Source organism: Roseibium sp. MMSF_3544, from assembly GCF_030732845.1.
In the GTDB taxonomy this organism is placed as follows: Bacteria; Pseudomonadota; Alphaproteobacteria; order Rhizobiales; family Stappiaceae; genus Roseibium.
Genome location: NZ_JASHKA010000003.1, coordinates 400,923 through 418,735, shown reverse-complemented (window position 1 = coordinate 418,735; position 17,813 = coordinate 400,923). Strand labels below are relative to the sequence as shown.

At 58.3% G+C, this 17,813-nt stretch carries 13 protein-coding genes; 3 read left to right on the top strand and 10 right to left on the bottom strand.

Features of this window, described 5'->3' with window-relative positions; all coding sequences use genetic code 11:
* Positions 1-32: 32 nt before the first annotated feature.
* From RBB47_RS06620 to RBB47_RS06610, 3 genes are all read left to right on the top strand, one after another.
* A complete protein-coding gene (locus RBB47_RS06620) occupies positions 33-1,562 on the top strand; it encodes a type VI secretion system Vgr family protein (RefSeq protein WP_305984963.1) in 1,530 nt (509 codons plus the stop codon).
* Between the two features lie 105 nt (positions 1,563-1,667).
* Positions 1,668-2,018: a hypothetical protein gene (locus RBB47_RS06615; RefSeq protein WP_305984962.1), complete on the top strand. Its 351-nt coding sequence runs from the start codon at positions 1,668-1,670 to the stop codon at positions 2,016-2,018.
* Positions 2,019-2,023: 5 nt separating this feature from the next.
* Positions 2,024-3,781 (top strand): type VI secretion system contractile sheath small subunit, encoded by a 1,758-nt coding sequence (locus tag RBB47_RS06610; protein WP_305984961.1) that lies wholly within the window; start codon positions 2,024-2,026, stop codon positions 3,779-3,781.
* Here the strand turns inward: RBB47_RS06610 and RBB47_RS06605 are convergent.
* The 10 genes from RBB47_RS06605 to tssF form a co-directional block, all read right to left on the bottom strand.
* On the bottom strand, positions 3,757-4,980 hold the full coding sequence (locus RBB47_RS06605; protein WP_305984960.1) for a serine/threonine-protein kinase: 1,224 nt from the start codon (positions 4,978-4,980) through the stop codon (positions 3,757-3,759). The genes RBB47_RS06610 and RBB47_RS06605 overlap by 25 nt on opposite strands.
* On the bottom strand, positions 4,973-5,668 hold the full coding sequence (locus tag RBB47_RS06600; RefSeq protein WP_305984959.1) for a PP2C family serine/threonine-protein phosphatase: 696 nt from the start codon (positions 5,666-5,668) through the stop codon (positions 4,973-4,975). The genes RBB47_RS06605 and RBB47_RS06600 overlap by 8 nt, the downstream gene beginning before the upstream one ends.
* A 17-nt stretch (positions 5,669-5,685) precedes the next feature.
* Positions 5,686-6,438: a type VI secretion system-associated protein TagF gene (tagF, locus tag RBB47_RS06595; protein ID WP_305984958.1), complete on the bottom strand. Its 753-nt coding sequence runs from the start codon at positions 6,436-6,438 to the stop codon at positions 5,686-5,688.
* 98 nt (positions 6,439-6,536) lie between these two features.
* Positions 6,537-10,124, bottom strand: coding sequence for a type VI secretion system membrane subunit TssM (gene tssM / locus RBB47_RS06590; RefSeq protein WP_305984957.1), 3,588 nt, complete (start codon positions 10,122-10,124; stop codon positions 6,537-6,539).
* Between the two features lie 10 nt (positions 10,125-10,134).
* The gene (gene icmH, locus RBB47_RS06585; RefSeq protein ID WP_305984956.1) at positions 10,135-11,040 is read right to left on the bottom strand and encodes a type IVB secretion system protein IcmH/DotU; all 906 of its coding nucleotides are present in this window, start codon (positions 11,038-11,040) and stop codon (positions 10,135-10,137) included.
* An 8-nt stretch (positions 11,041-11,048) separates the two neighbouring features.
* Positions 11,049-12,386, bottom strand: coding sequence for a type VI secretion system baseplate subunit TssK (tssK, locus tag RBB47_RS06580; protein ID WP_305984955.1), 1,338 nt, complete (start codon positions 12,384-12,386; stop codon positions 11,049-11,051).
* A 115-nt stretch (positions 12,387-12,501) separates the two neighbouring features.
* Positions 12,502-12,993 (bottom strand): type VI secretion system lipoprotein TssJ, encoded by a 492-nt coding sequence (tssJ, locus tag RBB47_RS06575; protein WP_305984954.1) that lies wholly within the window; start codon positions 12,991-12,993, stop codon positions 12,502-12,504.
* Entirely contained in the window at positions 12,993-14,933 is a 1,941-nt protein-coding gene (locus RBB47_RS06570; RefSeq protein ID WP_305984953.1) for a type VI secretion system-associated FHA domain protein, read from the bottom strand. Before RBB47_RS06570 ends, tssJ begins: the two co-directional genes overlap by 1 nt.
* A gap of 95 nt (positions 14,934-15,028) precedes the next feature.
* The gene (gene tssG / locus RBB47_RS06565) at positions 15,029-16,057 is read right to left on the bottom strand and encodes a type VI secretion system baseplate subunit TssG (RefSeq protein ID WP_305984952.1); all 1,029 of its coding nucleotides are present in this window, start codon (positions 16,055-16,057) and stop codon (positions 15,029-15,031) included.
* Entirely contained in the window at positions 16,054-17,802 is a 1,749-nt protein-coding gene (tssF, locus tag RBB47_RS06560) for a type VI secretion system baseplate subunit TssF (protein WP_305984951.1), read from the bottom strand. Before tssF ends, tssG begins: the two co-directional genes overlap by 4 nt.
* Between the last annotated feature and the right edge of the window lie 11 nt (positions 17,803-17,813).

The following is a 17,813-nucleotide window of genomic DNA, read 5'->3' as shown; positions in this document are numbered from 1 at the left end:
GACCGGCAAGACCAGCCCAAGGAGGATTCCCGATGAGTGCTGACCAGGTAATGACACAAATGACGTTATCGATGCCGGATGTTTCGGAAGACGACATCTACGTCGAGAGTTTTCAGGTGGATGACCGGTTGGGAGACACTTACAAAATCGTCGTCACGTTCATTGCAGAAAGCACGATTAAAGTTGACGACATACTTGCAAAGCCGACGCAGTTTGAATTCAAGCAAGCTGGTTGGACTATGAAGTTTGTCGGCATTTTGACGGTAATTAAAATACTGGAGCCCACACATAACCGGCAATTCGTTTATGAGATTTGGATTGAGCCTGAACTGTCACTCCTTCGGCACAGCTCCCAGAACCAGGTCTATGGAACAGACAAGGACGTCACGGTTGTCGACATAATTCAGGCGGAAATCGCAGATGCGAACAAGGCCTCGTCCAGCACGTCGTCCGACCGGGTCGCACGCCAGATTCAATCCGAGATGCTGCTCACAGCATCGGACTATCCGACACTCGACTTCGTGTTCCAGTACCAGGAAGACGATTTGAATTTCATAAATCGTATGTGTGAGCGGTTCGGGATCTACTACGCTTTTGATCATTCCGGCGACCGCGAGAAGGTCATTTTTGGCGACAAGAAGGAACACTTCACCAAGTTGAGCGGAGACAACATTCCCGACGAACTTCCCTATCGCAGCAAGAACCAGGTATTGGGGACTGACTCTATGGGAGTATGGTCTTTCACCGCCTGCTACAAAACTGCAAGCGGAACTGTTGCGCTCAGGGAGTACAACGAGAATAAGCCCAATGTATCCCTGTCTGTTTCAGCCAGCGCGTCCTACGAGGGACAAGGGGTGATGACTCTTTATGGTGAGAATTATCCCACGGTCTCCGATGGCGAGTTTATTGCCAAGCGTCGCGTGGAGCAGCTCGAAGGTCAGCAGTTGCAATTCCAGGGCGAAAGCAACATTCCAAACCTCCGCCCTGGTGTGTTCTTCCGTCTGAAAGATCATCCGGTCAGCGATCTTGACGGGCAATACATCATCATTGCTGTCAAGCATTCCTGCACGATAACGCCACCGGTCGGGTTCAGCTCTTCCAATGTAGAATCTTCACCTTATCGGAACAGTTTCGTCTGCGTGCCCTTCGACAAGGGCTATCGTCCTCCGGTCAGAACACCGAAACCGCTTGTCAGCGGTTACATGGTCGGCTTTATCGACGGTGAGACCGACAGCAAGCGCGCGGAGCTGGATGATCACGGGCGCTACAAGGTCCGGATCATTGACGAGGAAAGCGGCCTCCTGAACGGATTGGCCAGTTACTTCGTCAGGAAAATGGAACCCTATGGCGGTGGCGATGGCTACGGCTCGCATTCGACATTGACCAAGGACACCGAAGTCCTGCTTGGCTTCCTTCAGGGGGACCCGGACCGGCCGGTGATCCTCGGCGCTGTCTCGAACGGAGAGTTGACCAACCCGGTCACGTCGACAAACCAGAATGTTGCCCATCGCACAAAAACATCATCTGGGATCGTGTTCCAGATCAGCGACGGCGCTGTCTGACGAGATCTATTTAACAGGTTTGCCGGGCGCTTTTGCCGAGTGCCCGGCAGCACGTCAATCATCAGCAAAAACCGGTATCCCACCGGGAGAATGACGAGGAACTGAATGGCCACCTGGAAACCGGCGCAGCGGGAACCCGATGCCCTGCATTCTTGCATCTACGATTACCTGAGAACCCGCTCTCCCCAGGTCTATCAGCCGGGTGGAAACGCGCCGACACCATTGGGCAGGTCGCAGGAAACAATGGCAAATGGCGAGCCGCTGAATATTGACCTGACCGTCACCCCTGTCGGAATGTCATCTATCAACTCCAGATCGGCTCTGGTCTTTGAAGTCTCGGGTCATGCCGCAGATACACGAAAAGGCTACAAAGTCGACGGACAGGTTATAATCGACAGGCAGACCTTGGCCTTTCTTTTGATAGAAGCCAATCTCACAGTCATCAATCAGGGTTAGAGACAATGACCGGGCAGGACGAGAACAAGGGTGGTATCAGCAGTTTTTCCATCGGCCTCGGAGACGGAACGCCCCAGGCGGTTCCCGTTTCACCACCGCCGCCATTCCGCGTCCTGATTGCCGGAGACTTCGGGTTGCCGTCGAACCGAGGTCTCTTGAACATCACCGGTCTCGATGTCGCTGAAGTCCTGGAGGAAAATCAGCCCGAGTTTGACGTTCAGTCCGCCAATGGGCTCGGTTCTCATCCGGCTGAACTTGAAGAACATCTTGCGTTCGGCAAGGTCAAGGACCTGCGGCCTGCGACAATTGCCGGAAACTTCAAATTCCAGCGTGAGATCGCGGCTGCGAAAGTCGACCCGGACGAGCTGGAAGCTTACGGTCAACGCTACGACAAGCTGCTCGCCCGCCTAAGAGCGGGCACCGCTACAACAGCGGAGCAGACTGATACTCCGCGACCGTCCGCCGGGAGCACGGCCTCAGACGATGCGTCCAGCGGGTCTGGCACGGGAGAGGCCGTGGATGGCCTGGACGCGCTCTTTTCCATGGTGAACACGCCCGACAAAGCGGACAAACCAAGCGGTAACAGCGAGATTGCAAAAGCGGCGGTTGACGCATTCGTTCGCAAGACCCTGCGCGAGGAGAGCCAGGATTTTGTGAAGCCCCCACCCGCGAAAAAAAGCTCGCCTCAGTCGGAACTTGCCGACGCGCAATCCAGGGCTTTCTTTGCAGCACCGAAGCTGCATACGGTGATGGAAAATTGGCACGGCCTCAAACTTCTATTGTCCGAGCTATCGCTGTCGCTGCCGTTCGAACTTCACCTGATGCAGCTCGATCATGATCTTGCACCCGATGCGTTGGCAGACCTGATTGGCGGTTACGACGGCGCATTGCAGGCCGAGCTCTATGACGTTGTGCTGTTTGCCAACAGGACAGGGGTTTCCGGCCAGGATGCTGAATGCGTCAAGGTAATCACCCGCGAATGTGCTGAATCCGACACTGTGGGCCTGATTGCGCTTCAGTCAGATTTCAGCGGTGTGCCAGGCGAAGAGCTCGCGGATATGGAAGCGGCACACCAGCTCCTGGAAGAACCTGGATTTGAGAGTTTTCAAGGCTTGCGCGGAACCGATGCCGCGTCCCATGTGTCCCTGTTCTGGAACGACGCAAGGCTGTCATCGGAAGAGCCGGCTTACCCTTCCGTCTTTGCATCGGCCGCCTGGATCGCTCTCTCCCGCGTGATCGCGCAATTGGCGAATGAAGTATTCCCGCACCTGCCTGTCGGTGTGCCCGCGGACTTCGACGCTCTGGAAGTTGAAGAGAGCGTGGCCATGGGGCGAAACGTGGCAACTGCCGTCCGTTTCCACGCCGGGCCGGGTGCAGCACCATCTCTGGCTCAATGCGGGATCAACGTGCTTGAGGGTGTTGCCAATCGCACCAGCCTTGTGTTCCGGCGCGGCGTCACGCTGCAGCCTGGAAAGGAAGGCCGCGGATCGCTCGATCAGGCACTCCTGGTTTCGAGATTGTTCTCTTTGTTCCAGGAAGCGCTGGGTGGTGCTTTGTCACCGGGGCAAACTGCCGACGCTCGCGTTGCTGCTGTTGCGGATAGCCTTGGTAAACTGAGCGCGTCTCTGACGGGGCAGGTCTCGTTTCAGGTAAAGCGGGTTCAGGTCGAGGACCAGGACTTGATCAACGTGACGGCTTCTGTGCTCGGGGGGTGGGCTTCAGGCCAGACCCATTCGTTCTATCTTCCGGCCGAGGACGGCTGATAGGCCTGTCCCAAAATCTGCCGATAAAGAAATGCCTTCGCCAGGTGCAACGGGTTGGGGTTGCAAAAACCTTGTGCGAACTGGTGCACGGATGGCGTTCGGCCACTGTCGTCAAGCGCAAGGCCCGCATTCAGGGCCTTCCAGCGTAGCCAGGAGAGGTCGTCGGGCCGCGCGGGCTGAAGTCCCTCGTCGCGGGCCTCAAGAGCATTTTTCTTACCGAAGGGCCGCGTTCCGCAGATCGCCAGGTAAGTGATCACGGCAAGCGAGTAGACGTCGTCAGCCTCGCACGGTTCGGCTCCGTTGAGCCGTTGCGGGGACGCGTAGGCAGGGGTAACGGCGCCGAAGCGGGCCAGAATGACGACTGTGTCTTCTTCGCGTGTCTTGACCGGCCGGGCAATCGGATAGGCGATGTTGAAGTCGATCAGCTTGGCAACGCCTGTGTTTTGAACAAAGACGTTGCCGGGTTTCAGGTCGGCGTGAATGATCCCGTTACGGTGTGCGTACCCAAGTGCGGCTGCAAGGTCGCCGATCAGCCGGAAAAGCTGTGCAGGCTGCAACGTATGCTCCGGTGACTGCCGCAGCAGTTTCGAAAGCGGCTGGCCTTCCAGGAGTTCCATGACCATGAAATGGATGTCGTCCTGGCGGTCCATGTCGTAGACCCGCACGATGTTCGGATGAACGAGATCTCTGAGGCGGCGCGCCTCGCGATGCATCAGGGCGATATTGTCCTTGTCGACATCGGGTGCAGCGCGGATGATCTTGATGGCAACATCTGCATTTGCAAGCCCAGCCTTGGCTGCAACCAGATCGCGGGCCTTATAGACAGTCGACAGTCCCCCCTTTCCGATCACCTTCAGCAGCAGGAACCTGTCCTTCAGGATTGTACCGAGGTCAACGTCCGGTTTCGCAGCTTTCGTGTCTTTTCGAACCGGTTCATCCGGCAACGTCTCCTTCGGTGAGACGTCCTCCGTTTGGGGGAGATTCTTGGCGTCGCCGTCATCGGCGGCACCTTGAGGCTGTTCCTCCGGCAGGTTTGCTTTCGACGTGTCACCTTCTGCCTGCGGCTTGTCACCGTCAGCTTTATCTGGCGAAACGCTGGCTTCTTGACCTTTTTTGCGACTGGAGGCTCCGGCAGAGCTGTCGGCGGCTGCCACCTTGCCTCGCTTCTTGCGCACTGCCGGTTTCTTTTTCTCAGCCATTGCCGTCCGTCCAGACCACGATCACGGTAATGTCGTCAGACGACCCGCCAGCGACCGAGCGCGCGATCAGCCGGTCGGCGAGCCCGTAGGTTCCTTCGGCTGTCATGTTGGCAAGCATCGTCTCGTCCATCCCTTTCAGCAGCCCGTCGGTGCAGAGCAGGAAAACGTCACCGCGCATGAGTTCGACAGTTCGCCGGCCCAATGTGGTGATCTGCTCGGAAATGCCGACGGCCGAGGTGAGCCGCCCGAGCTCGTCGGCATGGTCTTCCGAAATGAGGAAAAGGTGATGGTCACGCAGCAGGTAAAGACGAGAGTCGCCGGTCCAGATGCAGCTGGCAAAGGACTCGCTGATCACGAGGCTAAGACTTGTTGTACCGGAGACGTCGTGCTCCGGCGCGGCAAGGTAACTGGAAAACAGTTTCTGATTCACGCTGGCAAGCGCAGCATCGAGCGCAGTCAGCTGTTTTTCATGTGACATTGCCGGCAGATTGACCAGCTCGGCAACCGCCTCGACCGTGGCTTGACTGGCCAGATCGCCGTCCCTGTGCCCGCCCATACCGTCTGCCAGCGAAAACAGTCCGTTTTCCGCGTCGGCAAAATGCGTGTCCTGGTTCATTTCATGGTTTGGGCCCTGCCGGGTCGCGGCTTCTGTGCGCAGATTCAAGGGGACAGACAACTTGTAAGTCATTTCCTGAAGTCGCTTCCTTATAGCCGCAGGATCCGGTCCGGATCGATTTGTTCGTGTTGCCAGCCGAATGTTTCCCAGGAACCAGCGAAAAACCCGCCGGCCCCCGACCCTCTCGGAAGACCTTTCCAAACGCACAGTTCCGGCGCTCTGGCATCGCTTCCATCCTGCCACCAAAAAGACAGCGGCAGCGTGCCTTTGGACGCAGCCTGGGACCGGAAGCTGAGTGCGCTTTCCGCAATGATGGCTTCGTCACCTGTGCGTGCGTATCTGAGGCAGAGCGCTTCGTTCTGTGCGCTTAAAAGCTCGTCCGGTGTCCCGGTATTGAACCCCTGACGATTTCCGAGAATTTTTGCATGCTCGGAAATCGTGGTGTGAAACTCACTCCGCGAGACTTGTCCGTCGATGAAAGCCATCATGTCGACTTCAAGCGCATCCAATGCCCGTTCGGTCTCAGCGTCGAAAAAAATGTCACGGTTCGAAGCTTCGGTCGGCAGCATAACGGCCAGCGGAAACGCCCTGCCGACCGTGTCGGCTGACGCACACAAGAGACCACACCAACCTGACGGGCCGAGCAAGCCAGGTGCGATGGCATATCTCCATGCGGGCGCTTCGAAATAGAACTGCTGCCAGTCGTTCGGAAAGGCGCTTTGTGCGCTGATCAGCCAGTCGGACATAAGGTTCGCCCAGGCGTCGGTCATTCCGGCGGTCAGGCCCTCGAACACGAAGTCCCGTTCCAGTGGTCGTTTGCCGAAATAACCGCAGTGTTCCATCTCCCGCTCCGTTTTTCTTGTTCCGTCATTGCGTACGGAGAGACGATTTTTCAAGTTACCTGCCATGACAGGCAGGCTGGTCGCATGGCGCGCTCATGTCAGAGCGACGGTGGGCAGCGGAAGCTGTAAAGTCCGAGGTTGAAGGGGTTCGTGACACTGCCGGCATTCAGCGCGAAGCTTGCGCGAACGTTGTCCTTGCTGATTGAAAAGACAAACTGATCCCGCCCCCTGGCCGAGGACAATCCGGAGGCAGTCAACAGCCGGAAGATGGCCCAGGTTCCAGTTTTCTTGAGCGAGGACGTGGAATTGTCGAGAAGGGTCACGGAGATGTCGGCGCTGCTGGCATCCGCCTGGCTGGGCCAGGTAAAATCTTTCGCACGGACAGGGCCGTGCCTGTAGATCATTGTGTCGTCATCGATCTTAAGAGTGGATTTGAGCGCGCCCGGATCAAGGAAGGTCGGCCTGATCGTGAACTTGGCTGTCGGATCGGCTGCCCCTGCCGGAAAGAATGCGTCCCGGATCGTCTGGGCCGTCGCGAGCTGTGCAAGCGACTCACTCGACAGGCCAAGATTTGCCCCTTGCGTTTCAATCTCGACGAGCTGACGTCCCCGAATGTTCACGAAGGGCGAAACAAAGTCCTTGAAGAAGGCATCGACCACGCCGGCAGGACCCAGTAGGTCCGCGAAATCCTGCAGCGAGATATCGTCTTCAGAATCCTGGAAGAAGGGATAGCGTCCGGCCATGATGCTGGAGCAGACCGGAACCACTTCGTTCTGCCAGCTCCGGTTTATGTAGATATAGGCGGACTGATTGAGCAATGCCCAGGTCCGGTTCACGATGGAAAGCACAAGTGATCGGACCGGCTCCGGTTTTGTCGCCGCTTCTGAACGCAGTGAGGTGAAGGAATCGTTCTGCGGGTTCTCCGCGCGCGACTTCACGATATCGAAGGCTGCCTTGTTGGGCTCCGGAGCTGTGACGACGCCGGAGACGTTGCCGTAAAGGTCCCCGAAGAGCTGAAGGACCCTGTCAAGCGAAGCACCGCTGTCCGGATCAACAAGATTATTCAGCGGACGGAAGGCATCTTCAATCGCAAGTCCTGGCCAGGGAGCATCGCCAAAGGCGGTTTGCACCGCCGCCCTTTGCGATGCTTCGGAAGCCGACGCGACGAGACCGGTAGCGCCTCCGCTTGTCTGGCCGGCAGCCTGGTCGGTACCGGCACTGCTTTGATCAGAGCTGTCGCCCGGCAAGGGGAGTTGGGTGTTTTCCCTCAGAACGTTCAGAATCGTCAGGAGAGGCGAATCCGGGCTTGATAGCTGTTCCAGAACAATCTGCGACCGCCCGAGTGAACCAATGTCGACAACGCGGATATAGGCCGTGCCTTCACGCCACGCCTTGATGTAGTCGTCGGTGTAAAGTTTCACGACTTCCATTGCGACCTGGTTGTAAGTCGTCGCGTTGACCGAGTTGCCCAGAACCCAGTCGCTGCCCATGGAGCCACGAATGTATTCCGGAAGCCGCTCCAGGAAGAAATTGTAGAAACCGTTCTTGGTATAGAGTCCCGGAATGATCGTCCGGCCGCCCGCATTTGCCGTATCGACGTAGAGAGATCCAGACCCGAGCGTGCGTACAATGTTGACCGGCGGCAGTCTGTAGCGCTGCGCTGCGTCCGATACCATGCGGTTGTAGATATCCGTTGCCTGTGGCGCCTGCTGGATCCGGCTTCGTGCGGCATCCAGCACCGGAAGCTCACTTGCGGTCGAAGCGGCCGCAGTTCCGGAGATCGGCAAGAGGCTCTCAAGGTTGTCCATGTGAACCTGCATTTCCGCCCTGTCCGCGGGGTTCAGCAGGAAGGTCGACTCGTTCTGCGCCCTGAGCGCCGCCTTGACCTTGGAAGCATTGTAGTTCTGCCCGGTCGTCAGCATGAGGTAGGTCTCAAGCTGGTCCCGCAACAACGTACTGTTGCCGTCCGAGGCAGTCGACAGAAGCTGGATTTGCGCTTCCAGACGGGAGTTGATCGACGGCAAGAGGTATTCCTCCAGCAGATCGTCGTAGGTCCGCTCCGCAGCCGGGTAGAGCACGGACTGGGCTTCGATACTGATCGGTGTTGCCGACAGCCAGTTGCTTTGCTCTTCGATCTCGTTGCGCATGTCACGCGCTGCATTGAGCGTCGGCAATAGGTTGATCAAAGAGCGGTTCCGGTCGGCCTCCGCCTTGAGAACGCGGACCTGGTCGGCGGATTGCGCCGTCGTCTCGGACACCTCGATCGCATTGTCCAGACCGGCGATCCAGTAAAGGCACAGGCCGATCACGCCGACGGCAAGAGCGGCTGCGGCACCGCCGTAAATCGTCGCGATGCGGCGTTCCAGGGCCCGGTTCTTGCCGACAAGATTCTGTTCCGGAAAGACGATGTCAGTCAGCAGTTTCTTGATGAAGAATGCCTTGGACTGACCGCTCAATGCCGGCTGCTGGCTGGCCGCAAGCGAGAAACTGCGCCCCATCGCGCCGAGCAGACGGTCGAACGGCGTGCCTTCCTGAGTGCCCGAAGTGAAGTAGATGCCGCGCAGAAGCGGCTGCGCTTCGTAACGGGTTGCCCGGAAGACGTCGCTGACAAAGTCCCGCAGAACGTTACTGAGACTGCCGAACTCATGCGGGAAGCCATAGATACGGCAACGGCGGCCGTTGTTGCGCTCCTCGGCGAGTTTTTCAGGCAGGTGCCGCTCGATCCGGTTGACCAGATCCACGAAGCCCGTTTCGAACACCGGCCCCACCGAGGACTGTTCCTCGTTATAGGGGAAAGTCACGCCCCAGACCTGCTGCCGGTCGGCATCGCGCAACGTGTCGAAATACTCGTCGAAGCCGGCAATGAGGTCGCACTTCGTGAACATCAGGTAGACCGGCAGGCGCATGCCGAAGGCCCGGTGCAACTCCCGAAGGCGCTGACGCAGGATTTCCGCCTGCTGCTTGCGTTCCGCTTCGCTCGCAAGGGCGACATCTTCCACACTGACGGCGAGCAGAACACCATTGATCGGGCGCCGCTGGCGGTGCTTCAGGAGCAGATCGAGGAAGCCGCTCCAGGCCGCTGAATCAACCCCTCTGTTGACGTCCTGCGTCGTGTACCGTCCTGCGGTGTCGATCAGAACGGCTTCGTTCGAGATCCACCAGTCGCAGTTGCGCGTTCCGCCGACACCCTGGATCGCCTCGTGACCGCCCTCGGCCAACGGAAAATCAAGCCCCGAATTGCGCAAAATAGTGGTCTTGCCGGTCCCCGGCGGACCGATGATGATGTACCAGGGCAGCTCGAACAGATAATTTCTCGAACTTGACCCGGCAACGGGATTGTCCCGAAGCGTTTTCAGCGCGGACTCAAACCGTTCGCGGATCAGTTCGACCTCGTCCGCGGACAGATCGTTGCCCATGGAAACGAGCTCGTCGTTCGCGAGCATCGAGTTGATGAGTTTGGCATTGGCGCGCCGCGTCAGCAGGTGGCGCACGAAAGTGATCAGGAAAAAGCCCAGGATCAGGACGACCGCGAGGATGACGCGCGGCGCTGCCTTCGCAAACGGTGTCACGTTCGCGACCGTGAGCAGGCCGCCCCAGATCAGCACGATCAGGGAAATGACGATCAGGATAAGCAGGATCAGCAGGCTGGCCGGGCGCAGCAGCGACGCGAGGTAAGTACGGAACATCGCTTACCTCCTACAGCCTGTTGAGAGAATTGATGGCGCCGAGCGCTTCGACAAGCTCGCCGTCCAGGATGAAATCGCTGTAGCCGCGAACAACGACCAGTAGAAGCAGCCCGATCGCGAGCAGAATCCAGAAGGGCGGCAGGGAACTGACATTGTCGCCCTTCTGCGTGCCCTTGGCATTCTTCGACAACGGTTCATCAGCCTTCAGGCTGCTGTTGCGCCGGATGAGGCGCGACAATTCGTTGCGAAGATCCTCCAACTGATTGCGCCCGCCCTCAAGCACACGGTAGCGGCCTTCAAAGCCGAGCATAAGGCAGGTGTGAACCAGAATGAGGAGCGGCAGCTTGGCTTTGGCGTCGCCGCGAATGCGATCGAGAATGCTGAAGACCTTTTCGCCGCCCCAGGTCTCGTTGTGAAACTGGTTGAGCAGGCTGTTCGAACTCCATTCGCTTCGGCTGCCCCACGGCGTCATCAGAACAGTCTCATCGAGCGTCGAACACAGAATGTAGCGGGCCGCGATGATGTCTCCCGCACCGACGTCGTTGCGCTGTGCGAGTTGTTCGAACCGGTCGATTTCGTCGACCACTTCCTGACGCAGCGCGTGCACATCAGCCTGTTCGATCGAGTTGCGGATTTGCGAGATGATCAGCAGAAGCGGGGCCGCTGCCCGGACGATGATCCGTTCAGGATCCGGGTCGAGCTGGCGCACGATGCCAGCCGCAGATTGAAGATTGCCATTGCCTTCAGACGGGGTCGGCGACACGGTCGCGGCAGGACTTCCCGTCGGCGAGACAAAGGCAATGGTGGGTTCGTCTTCTTCCCCGGCATAAGGACCCCGCGACTCGGCCATTGAGGTCCGGGCTCTGGGGCTCAGTTTTTGAGCGACGGTCGGTTGGTCCAGGTCGTCGTCAGTCATGCTACGGGTTACTGCCCCTTCTGAACGGCCCAGAGTTCCAGACCAAGACCAGGATAATCGCCGCTAAGATGCAACGCAAAGGCCGCAGACGACTGCATTTGAGGCCAAAGTTCGTTTTCAACATCAACAGCGAAATAAACGGCGTTCTGGACGTAGGGTATCTGGCGTGGCGCGACAGACATGGGTGTAATCGGCACGCCGGGAAGCTGCAGGTTCACGAGTTCGCGGATTTTCTCGACCGGCCCGATCTTGATCTGGATCGGCATTTGTGTGCGAAGAATTTCGAGGCTGACATTGGCATGTGCAATCAGCACGAACATGCGTGCCTCGGAATAGATCATCTTGTTGGTCGTCTCGCCAAGCCAGACGCCGTAGTCGCGCTTCGAAAGCGGAATGTTGACGGCATTCTGCTCAATCACGAAGCTCAGCAGATTGTCCAGAATGGCGACGAGTTTCTGGAAGGTCTGGCGCAGATCCAGATGGTCATAGGCCGGTAGCTCCGGCGGGCGTCGGTCGTCGGCGCCATAGGCCGCGAAGGTCCCGATCAGGCTGATGAACTCCCGGTAAACGAGTTCCGGGGAATGGCGCCCGGAGCTGGCGATATGATCGAACAGCACTTCGTAGTGATTGGTGATGCTGAGCGCCATGAGATCCACGATACCCGAGCGCGTCGATTCTCCCTGGCCCGTGGTGTTGGAGGCCAACATGTCTCCGCGCTTGCGCAAAAGAGAGCGGATCTGATCGATCTGCCCCAGCAGGTGCTGACTGGCCGAGGCCGTCAGAACGGGTGGGATGAAGGTTTCGGAAAGCTTGATCTGGCCCTGTGTTGAAACGGTCTCGATTTCAGCAATTGGAATATGGGCGGTTTCGTCGAGGTTTTCTCCTTCCAGGACGATGCGCGCCGTCAGCGCCCCGACGGCAATCGCAGCCTGGGGCTTGTCCGCCTCGTTTGTGTTGCGGACCTCGCTCGAGCGGCGCGAAAACCGGCGATGTGTTTTTTCATCGTCGCCCAGCTCAAGCTGGCCTGCGGACTTGAGCGGCAGCGCCAGAAAAACACGTTTTCCCTGGTCATCGACCGTGATCTGGCGCGCGCTTGAAATGACGCCGTTTTTTTCTGTTGAAAAAGAGGTTCCGTCGGGGAAGATCGCCTCGGCAAGCGTGATCTGAAACTGTCCAAGCTCCAGCGCCTCGGAATCGACGGTCAGCTGACGCAAGCCCCAAGCATAGGGCAGCAAGTCCTGCACGCGTTGTTCAAGTGTGGATTCAAACCAGCGGTCTTGTTGTTGCAGATGTTGGGGCCGCAGGAACATTCCCTCGAGCCACAGTGGTTTCAGGCTTTCATTCAAGGCCCATCTCCGCAGATTTACTTAAGAACATAGCGCAGCATTTGCCCCCTGTTTGCTGCCTTTTCGTGAGCCGAACGCGCCAGTGACCGCAGGAAACCGGCGCAGGTCAGGGACGCTAGAGAACTCCGAGCCGGCGGTTGCGCAATTTCTGTATTCTTACTGCAAGACTTGTCAGGTAGATGATAAATTGATTCTTCTTTTCTTGCTGCAGTTCGATTGTATCGCGCCACTGGGCAGAATCTATATCCCGGAAACTCGCAATTACCCCAAGATGCGTTGCTTCGGAAGACACGTCTCTTGTGTAATCCTTCGATTCGCCCGGTGTAAGCTCGAATTCCTGCACCCCGATCAGGTCGCCGCCAAGCACTTTGGCTTCATCGTCGGCAAGATCGAAATACTCGGCGTTTTCGAAAGCGGTGACTTCTTTCAGCTGGTACACCCTGACAACGACCGGAGCCGGATCACCGTTTTCGTTGGGGTTGGTGAACTCATCAGCCTGGATCTCAATCTTGATCGGCGTCGGCGGAGGGACCCTCGAACAACCCGCCAGCGTCGCAAAGGCTGCGACCCCAGACAGTTTCATCATGTTCCGCCGGGATATTTCCATTATTTTCTATTCCCCCAAAAGTCCTTCGACTGTTGTCGGACCTGTTCTTCTTCTATCTGAACAAAGGCTTCCGCGATTGTCTGACGGACGATTGCATCAAAATCGGCGCGAAGGCGCTCGTGTCTTTCCTTTGCTGCTTCGAACTTGCTCCGGCGCGACCCAAGTCCTTTCAGCCTGAGGCCACCATCATCCTCTTCACCGGCAAGCGTCTCGGGCGAGAGGCTCTCGAACAGGAGTCGCATTGCGCGTTGGGTTGCTGCAATGGTGATCATGTTTTGGCTTTGCAGGTCCTTGAAGGCTTCTTTGGCCGCCTCGGCCGGTTCCATGAAGCCACCCTTGCGCGAAAACAGCATTTCATCGATGGCCAGTTCACCGACGTTAAAGTGCTTGAATGGGTTGTTTTCTTCCGGCTGTATCCTGGTTTCATACATCCGGAACTCGCTTTTCAGCGATTTGCGTGCACTCAGCAAGGCGATGAGGCCGTTTGCCAATTCGCGAACCAATTCACCTGTTTCGCGCGCAACGCCCGCTTTATCATCCTGGGCCACAGACGCGTTTGCAAAGCCAAGTCCCGCAAGAAGAGCCTGGAAGACAACAGCTTCCGCATCTGTTCCCTCCGGTGGCGTCGTCTTTATAGAGGTTGCAGGCACGACCGGATTTGGTGCCGACGTCGTGGCGGCCTTGCTGGAGCCGGGTGCTTGCGTGGGCGTGGAGGCGTCACCGCCCGGTGCTGCCCGCGACTTTGCCTTTTGTGCAAGTTCAGCTTCACGCTGCGCTCTGCGCCGCTTCAGTGCCTCGAGCGGGCTGAGCGTTGTCGTTGGCGTTTGGCTTGCGGGTACGGCGGGCGCTGCAGCCGGCTGTTGAGGTTGCGGGACTGGAGATGGCGTGGCGTCTACCGGGGTGGCCATTCCGAAATCGACACCATCCGGAATGACGCCTTCTCCGGGTGTTTCTTCCGGTTTCGAAGCCGTCCGTGCGGTTGCGGCTTCCACCGGCGTTTCAGCTGCTGGCTGACCGGTTTCCTGAAGTAGTGATGGTGCTGCGGGCAATGGCGGCGCGGCAGCTCCACCCGTCAGAGACGAGAGAAAGTCTTCCGGGATGAGGTTATCTGCCGGCGCTGCAGGTTGAGAAGGAGTTGCCTGCGCGGCCTGCGGAAGCACGACGTTCGGAGCGCTGGTCTGGCTTTCTGTTTCCACTGGGCTGACGGGAAGGGATTGCGGTTGTACCTGCGTCACCGGTGACAGATCGTTCGGGGACGTGGGCAGGAGCGCACTTGTGTCCGGCGTTGCTGGGGCGGGTGCAATTCGTGTCTGGTCGGCTGCCGCTTCCGGCGCACCCGCAGACGCTGTTTGCCCGGGCTGAATCCGTGTCGGTGTCCCTGAGCGTCCGGGTTGCGTCGGCATGGCATAAGAGACCGGTTCCGGTATCGTCGCTGCTTGAGCGTCGGCCACAGCAACCGGCGTCAACGGCTGAGAGGATCCGCCGCCAAGATGGTCGAGGGGATCCAGCGACGGCTTCTGCGCAACGCTTGCGCCCAAAGTGTCCACACCCAATGGCGCCGTACCGGACTGTGTCTGCCTGTTGTCGGTGATTGGCGAGTGCGCGAAGGCCCCGGTCTGGCCGGAGGGGCCTGCCGTAATGCTCTCCACGCGGATCTCATAGGGGCCGGCCTGCAACTTCATTCCGGGTGACAAGCTGACGGCCTTGCCCCGGCCAATCGCGGTGGTGTGTCCTTCCAGAAAGGTGCCGTTCGTGCTTTCATCGACCAGCACAAAGGTCTCGTTCTGGAAGATGATCCGCGCATGCACCGACGACAGATGCCGTTCTTGATCCGGCAGAACCCAGTCGCACTTCCGCGATCGCCCGAAAGCACCTCCGCCCGATCCGAATTGATGCCGGGACCCGATCTTGTCGCAAACAAGTGTAAGTGAGTGACTCATACCTGAACTTGCATCCTGCCCGAGGACGAATCTCCTGAAGAGGGCGATTCGCCCGATTATGCTTTCCCGTCAACCTTGTCTAGCACGGCGCAATTCTAACCGGAAACGGAACTGTCTGGCGACGCCGGAGCCAAATGAACATTGTTTTCCAGAGGAGCCCCCTCGACGTCTGATACCCAGATATTGTTACCGAGCCGCGACACTCCGAGCTGGCCCGGCCGCATGCTGTCGGCTTCGTACTCGAATTCGAGATCCCAGTCGATCGGGTCGCGAACGATCATCGAAAGAAGGTCCACAAGTGTTTCGTGATGGTCACCGTAAGGCAAGAAGGTCTCAAGCGTCTCGTAAGGAGCCGGGCCGATCTTGAGGCGGAACTTGCCGAGATCGTCTTCGACCTCCTCTCCAAGTACCATGTCACCGCCGAGGTGAGAGTTTCCGATGCCAAGTTCCATGCGCGAATCGGGGGGGATATCGACGGTTCTGGTAACGAACTCGATAATTTCGAAGGGAACCTCAAAAAAGCTGGTCAGCATTGAGGATATGGCGTCCGGTGAATTCGCATAGTGCGACATCAATCCGATGTGCGGAAGAATATCGGCGCGATCCACGCAGCCAAGGCTGTCACGGTCGTCGACCGGAAACCCGCAAAGCGCCAGGAGGCACTGGGATGTCGCGTCCAGGCCATGCCCCTCATAGCGCACGAAATGGCGCGACTTTCGCCAGATCTCGAAAAGGATCGTGATCAGCCGGTGATTGTACAGGTCGAGCAGGTCCTCCAGCGCGGAAGGGTGCTCGTCCCGTTCAATGATCCGTTCGGTGACATAAGGCGGGAGAGGCGAGGCGGGCCCGTAGAGCCCGAAAAAATTCACCCTGACGTCGTAGCGGTCCGATTGCGGATCGTAGTCGATGCTGGAGACATCCCTGGCACCGAAACTGAGCGACCGGCTCGCCCGGAACCGGACGATTTCGTCGTCGGGATCTTGCCCGGGCCCCATCTTGAGAAGGCTCGGGTGCAGCAGCCCGATCAGATAGAGGGCCTGAAAGAACTGCGTCCCCTCGAGCCGCTCCATGAGCGCCTGATCCGTGGCGTGCCCCTCCGGCTCTGTGATCGGCTCGGCGGTCATAGCAGGTCCGCGTCTCCGTAAGAGGCCTGCCAGCGGTGAATGACGTTGGCGTCGGTTCCGATGACGGCAAGCTGGTGCAAACTGTTGATGCTGGCGTAGGACTTCAGGAAACGGTCCAGGACGGTTCCAAAAAGATACAGTTCCGCTTCGCCGCCGATCGCCGTCTCTGACATCGATAAGGCGATTTCATAGGCCCGCGTCGGCCGTCCCTGGCGGAAAATATCGACGGCCCTGCGGTCGAACTTCTGGAAATTCTGCAAAAGCAAATCCCGCTGAAGGGCAGCCTGCTTGTCGACATAGGCGCGGAAGTCGTAGGCACCGACCACGGTCTTCAACGCTTCCACGTCGATCAGTGACGCATAGTTGCGCGACAGATTGGCGATAAGGGTCCACAGCACCTGGTTGTCGACCGGTGGCGGGACTTCCGACTGGATAGGGGTGATGTTGCGGAAGTGCAGTTTCGCTGGTGTCGTCGAGGTCGGCTGGTTGACCGTACCGACGCCGAAACTTGATGCGTGCTCGCCGTTCGAGCACAGGAGCCTGAGCGAAATCGTCTCTGTCGGAGGAACGCCGGTCTCGTCCAGGCGCGTCACGAAGGAAATATAGTGATCGACGCCATTGCCAAGGACCGATGGCCGGATACCGGTCCGGTAATAGAGTGAGTCTTCACCGTCGCTTGACCGCCCGTGGGTGAAGGATTCGAAGGCCTGGTAATTGACGCGCTTGTTGCTGCCCTGGATCCAGCCAGTCACGCCTGTCACATGATGAACGCTGAATTGCGAGCGGTCGCCTGAGGCGCGCACGGGATATTCGGTTCTGTCATGGGAAACCTGGAGGGCCTGGCCTTCTGTCTCGAACAGGTTGATGGCCGGTGCCGTATTCAGCGAAATTGCGTCGTTGCTGATCCGGTCCTGATTGTTGAATTTTTGCGAAAAGTGGAACACGAGCTGAAAGTCTTCAACCGGCTCATCGGCGAAACTCTCGAGACCGCGCAGCCGGACATACATGAAGGAGTCCGGACAGGCGAAATATTCCTGCATGATCCGGAAGCCGTCGAAGGCACCTTCCGGATAGGGGAGCGTGGATTCCTCGCGGTTCAGGCCAACAGGCTGAACCGTCACGTCGGCCGGTTTCGCGCGGCCGTTGTGAGGCACGAATTCCACCGAAGCCAGCCGCTTCCGAAGCTGCAGATAAAGTTCCCGCGAAAGAGCCGGGTCGTTGCTTGCGCCAAGAAAGAGCTGCAGAGGCGCTTCCGCCAAAGCCTGAAGATTGGTGCCGCTGGTCTTGCGAAAGCTGAGGGTCAGTTTGGAACTGTCCCGCCGGTTTTCCAGTTCTGCGCCGGTCAGTTTGATCGGCAGCACATGCAAGTCGCACCGCGTCTGAAAACGCACGGCCGTTCCGTTCAAAACCTTCGTTTGCACAAAGGCACCACGCGGGACCCTGGTCGAGACGTCTGAAGAATCCTCGGTCGGCGTGAACTCGATATGTGTGATGGGCGGCACCGGTCTGAGGTAATGCGGCCAGACCAGCTTGAGCAAGTTGAGCGCAACCTCGGGCATTTCCGCATCCAGGCGCTGCCGCAGGCGTCCCACCAGGAACGAAAACCCTTCCATCAGCCGTTCGACGTCCGGGTCGAGGGGATCTTCGGCAAGATACTTGGACAGTCTCGGATTGGCCTTGGCGAAAACCCGGCCCATTTCCTTCAGGTAATTCAGCTCGTCGCGATAGTAGGAATTGATCGCCATTACCGAAAACT

What these genes read in the sequence shown, in the direction of transcription:
- RBB47_RS06620 (WP_305984963.1), top strand. Translation starts at nt 33, where the DNA reads ATGAGTGCTGACCAGGTAATGACACAAATGACGTTATCGATGCCGGAT.
- RBB47_RS06615 (WP_305984962.1), top strand. Translation starts at nt 1,668, where the DNA reads ATGGCCACCTGGAAACCGGCGCAGCGGGAACCCGATGCCCTGCATTCT.
- RBB47_RS06610 (WP_305984961.1), top strand. Translation starts at nt 2,024, where the DNA reads ATGACCGGGCAGGACGAGAACAAGGGTGGTATCAGCAGTTTTTCCATC.
- RBB47_RS06605 (WP_305984960.1), bottom strand. Translation starts at nt 4,980, where the DNA reads ATGGCTGAGAAAAAGAAACCGGCAGTGCGCAAGAAGCGAGGCAAGGTG.
- RBB47_RS06600 (WP_305984959.1), bottom strand. Translation starts at nt 5,668, where the DNA reads ATGACTTACAAGTTGTCTGTCCCCTTGAATCTGCGCACAGAAGCCGCG.
- tagF (WP_305984958.1), bottom strand. Translation starts at nt 6,438, where the DNA reads ATGGAACACTGCGGTTATTTCGGCAAACGACCACTGGAACGGGACTTC.
- tssM (WP_305984957.1), bottom strand. Translation starts at nt 10,124, where the DNA reads ATGTTCCGTACTTACCTCGCGTCGCTGCTGCGCCCGGCCAGCCTGCTG.
- icmH (WP_305984956.1), bottom strand. Translation starts at nt 11,040, where the DNA reads ATGACTGACGACGACCTGGACCAACCGACCGTCGCTCAAAAACTGAGC.
- tssJ (WP_305984954.1), bottom strand. Translation starts at nt 12,993, where the DNA reads ATGGAAATATCCCGGCGGAACATGATGAAACTGTCTGGGGTCGCAGCC.
- RBB47_RS06570 (WP_305984953.1), bottom strand. Translation starts at nt 14,933, where the DNA reads ATGAGTCACTCACTTACACTTGTTTGCGACAAGATCGGGTCCCGGCAT.
- tssG (WP_305984952.1), bottom strand. Translation starts at nt 16,057, where the DNA reads ATGACCGCCGAGCCGATCACAGAGCCGGAGGGGCACGCCACGGATCAG.
- tssF (WP_305984951.1), bottom strand. Translation starts at nt 17,802, where the DNA reads ATGGCGATCAATTCCTACTATCGCGACGAGCTGAATTACCTGAAGGAA.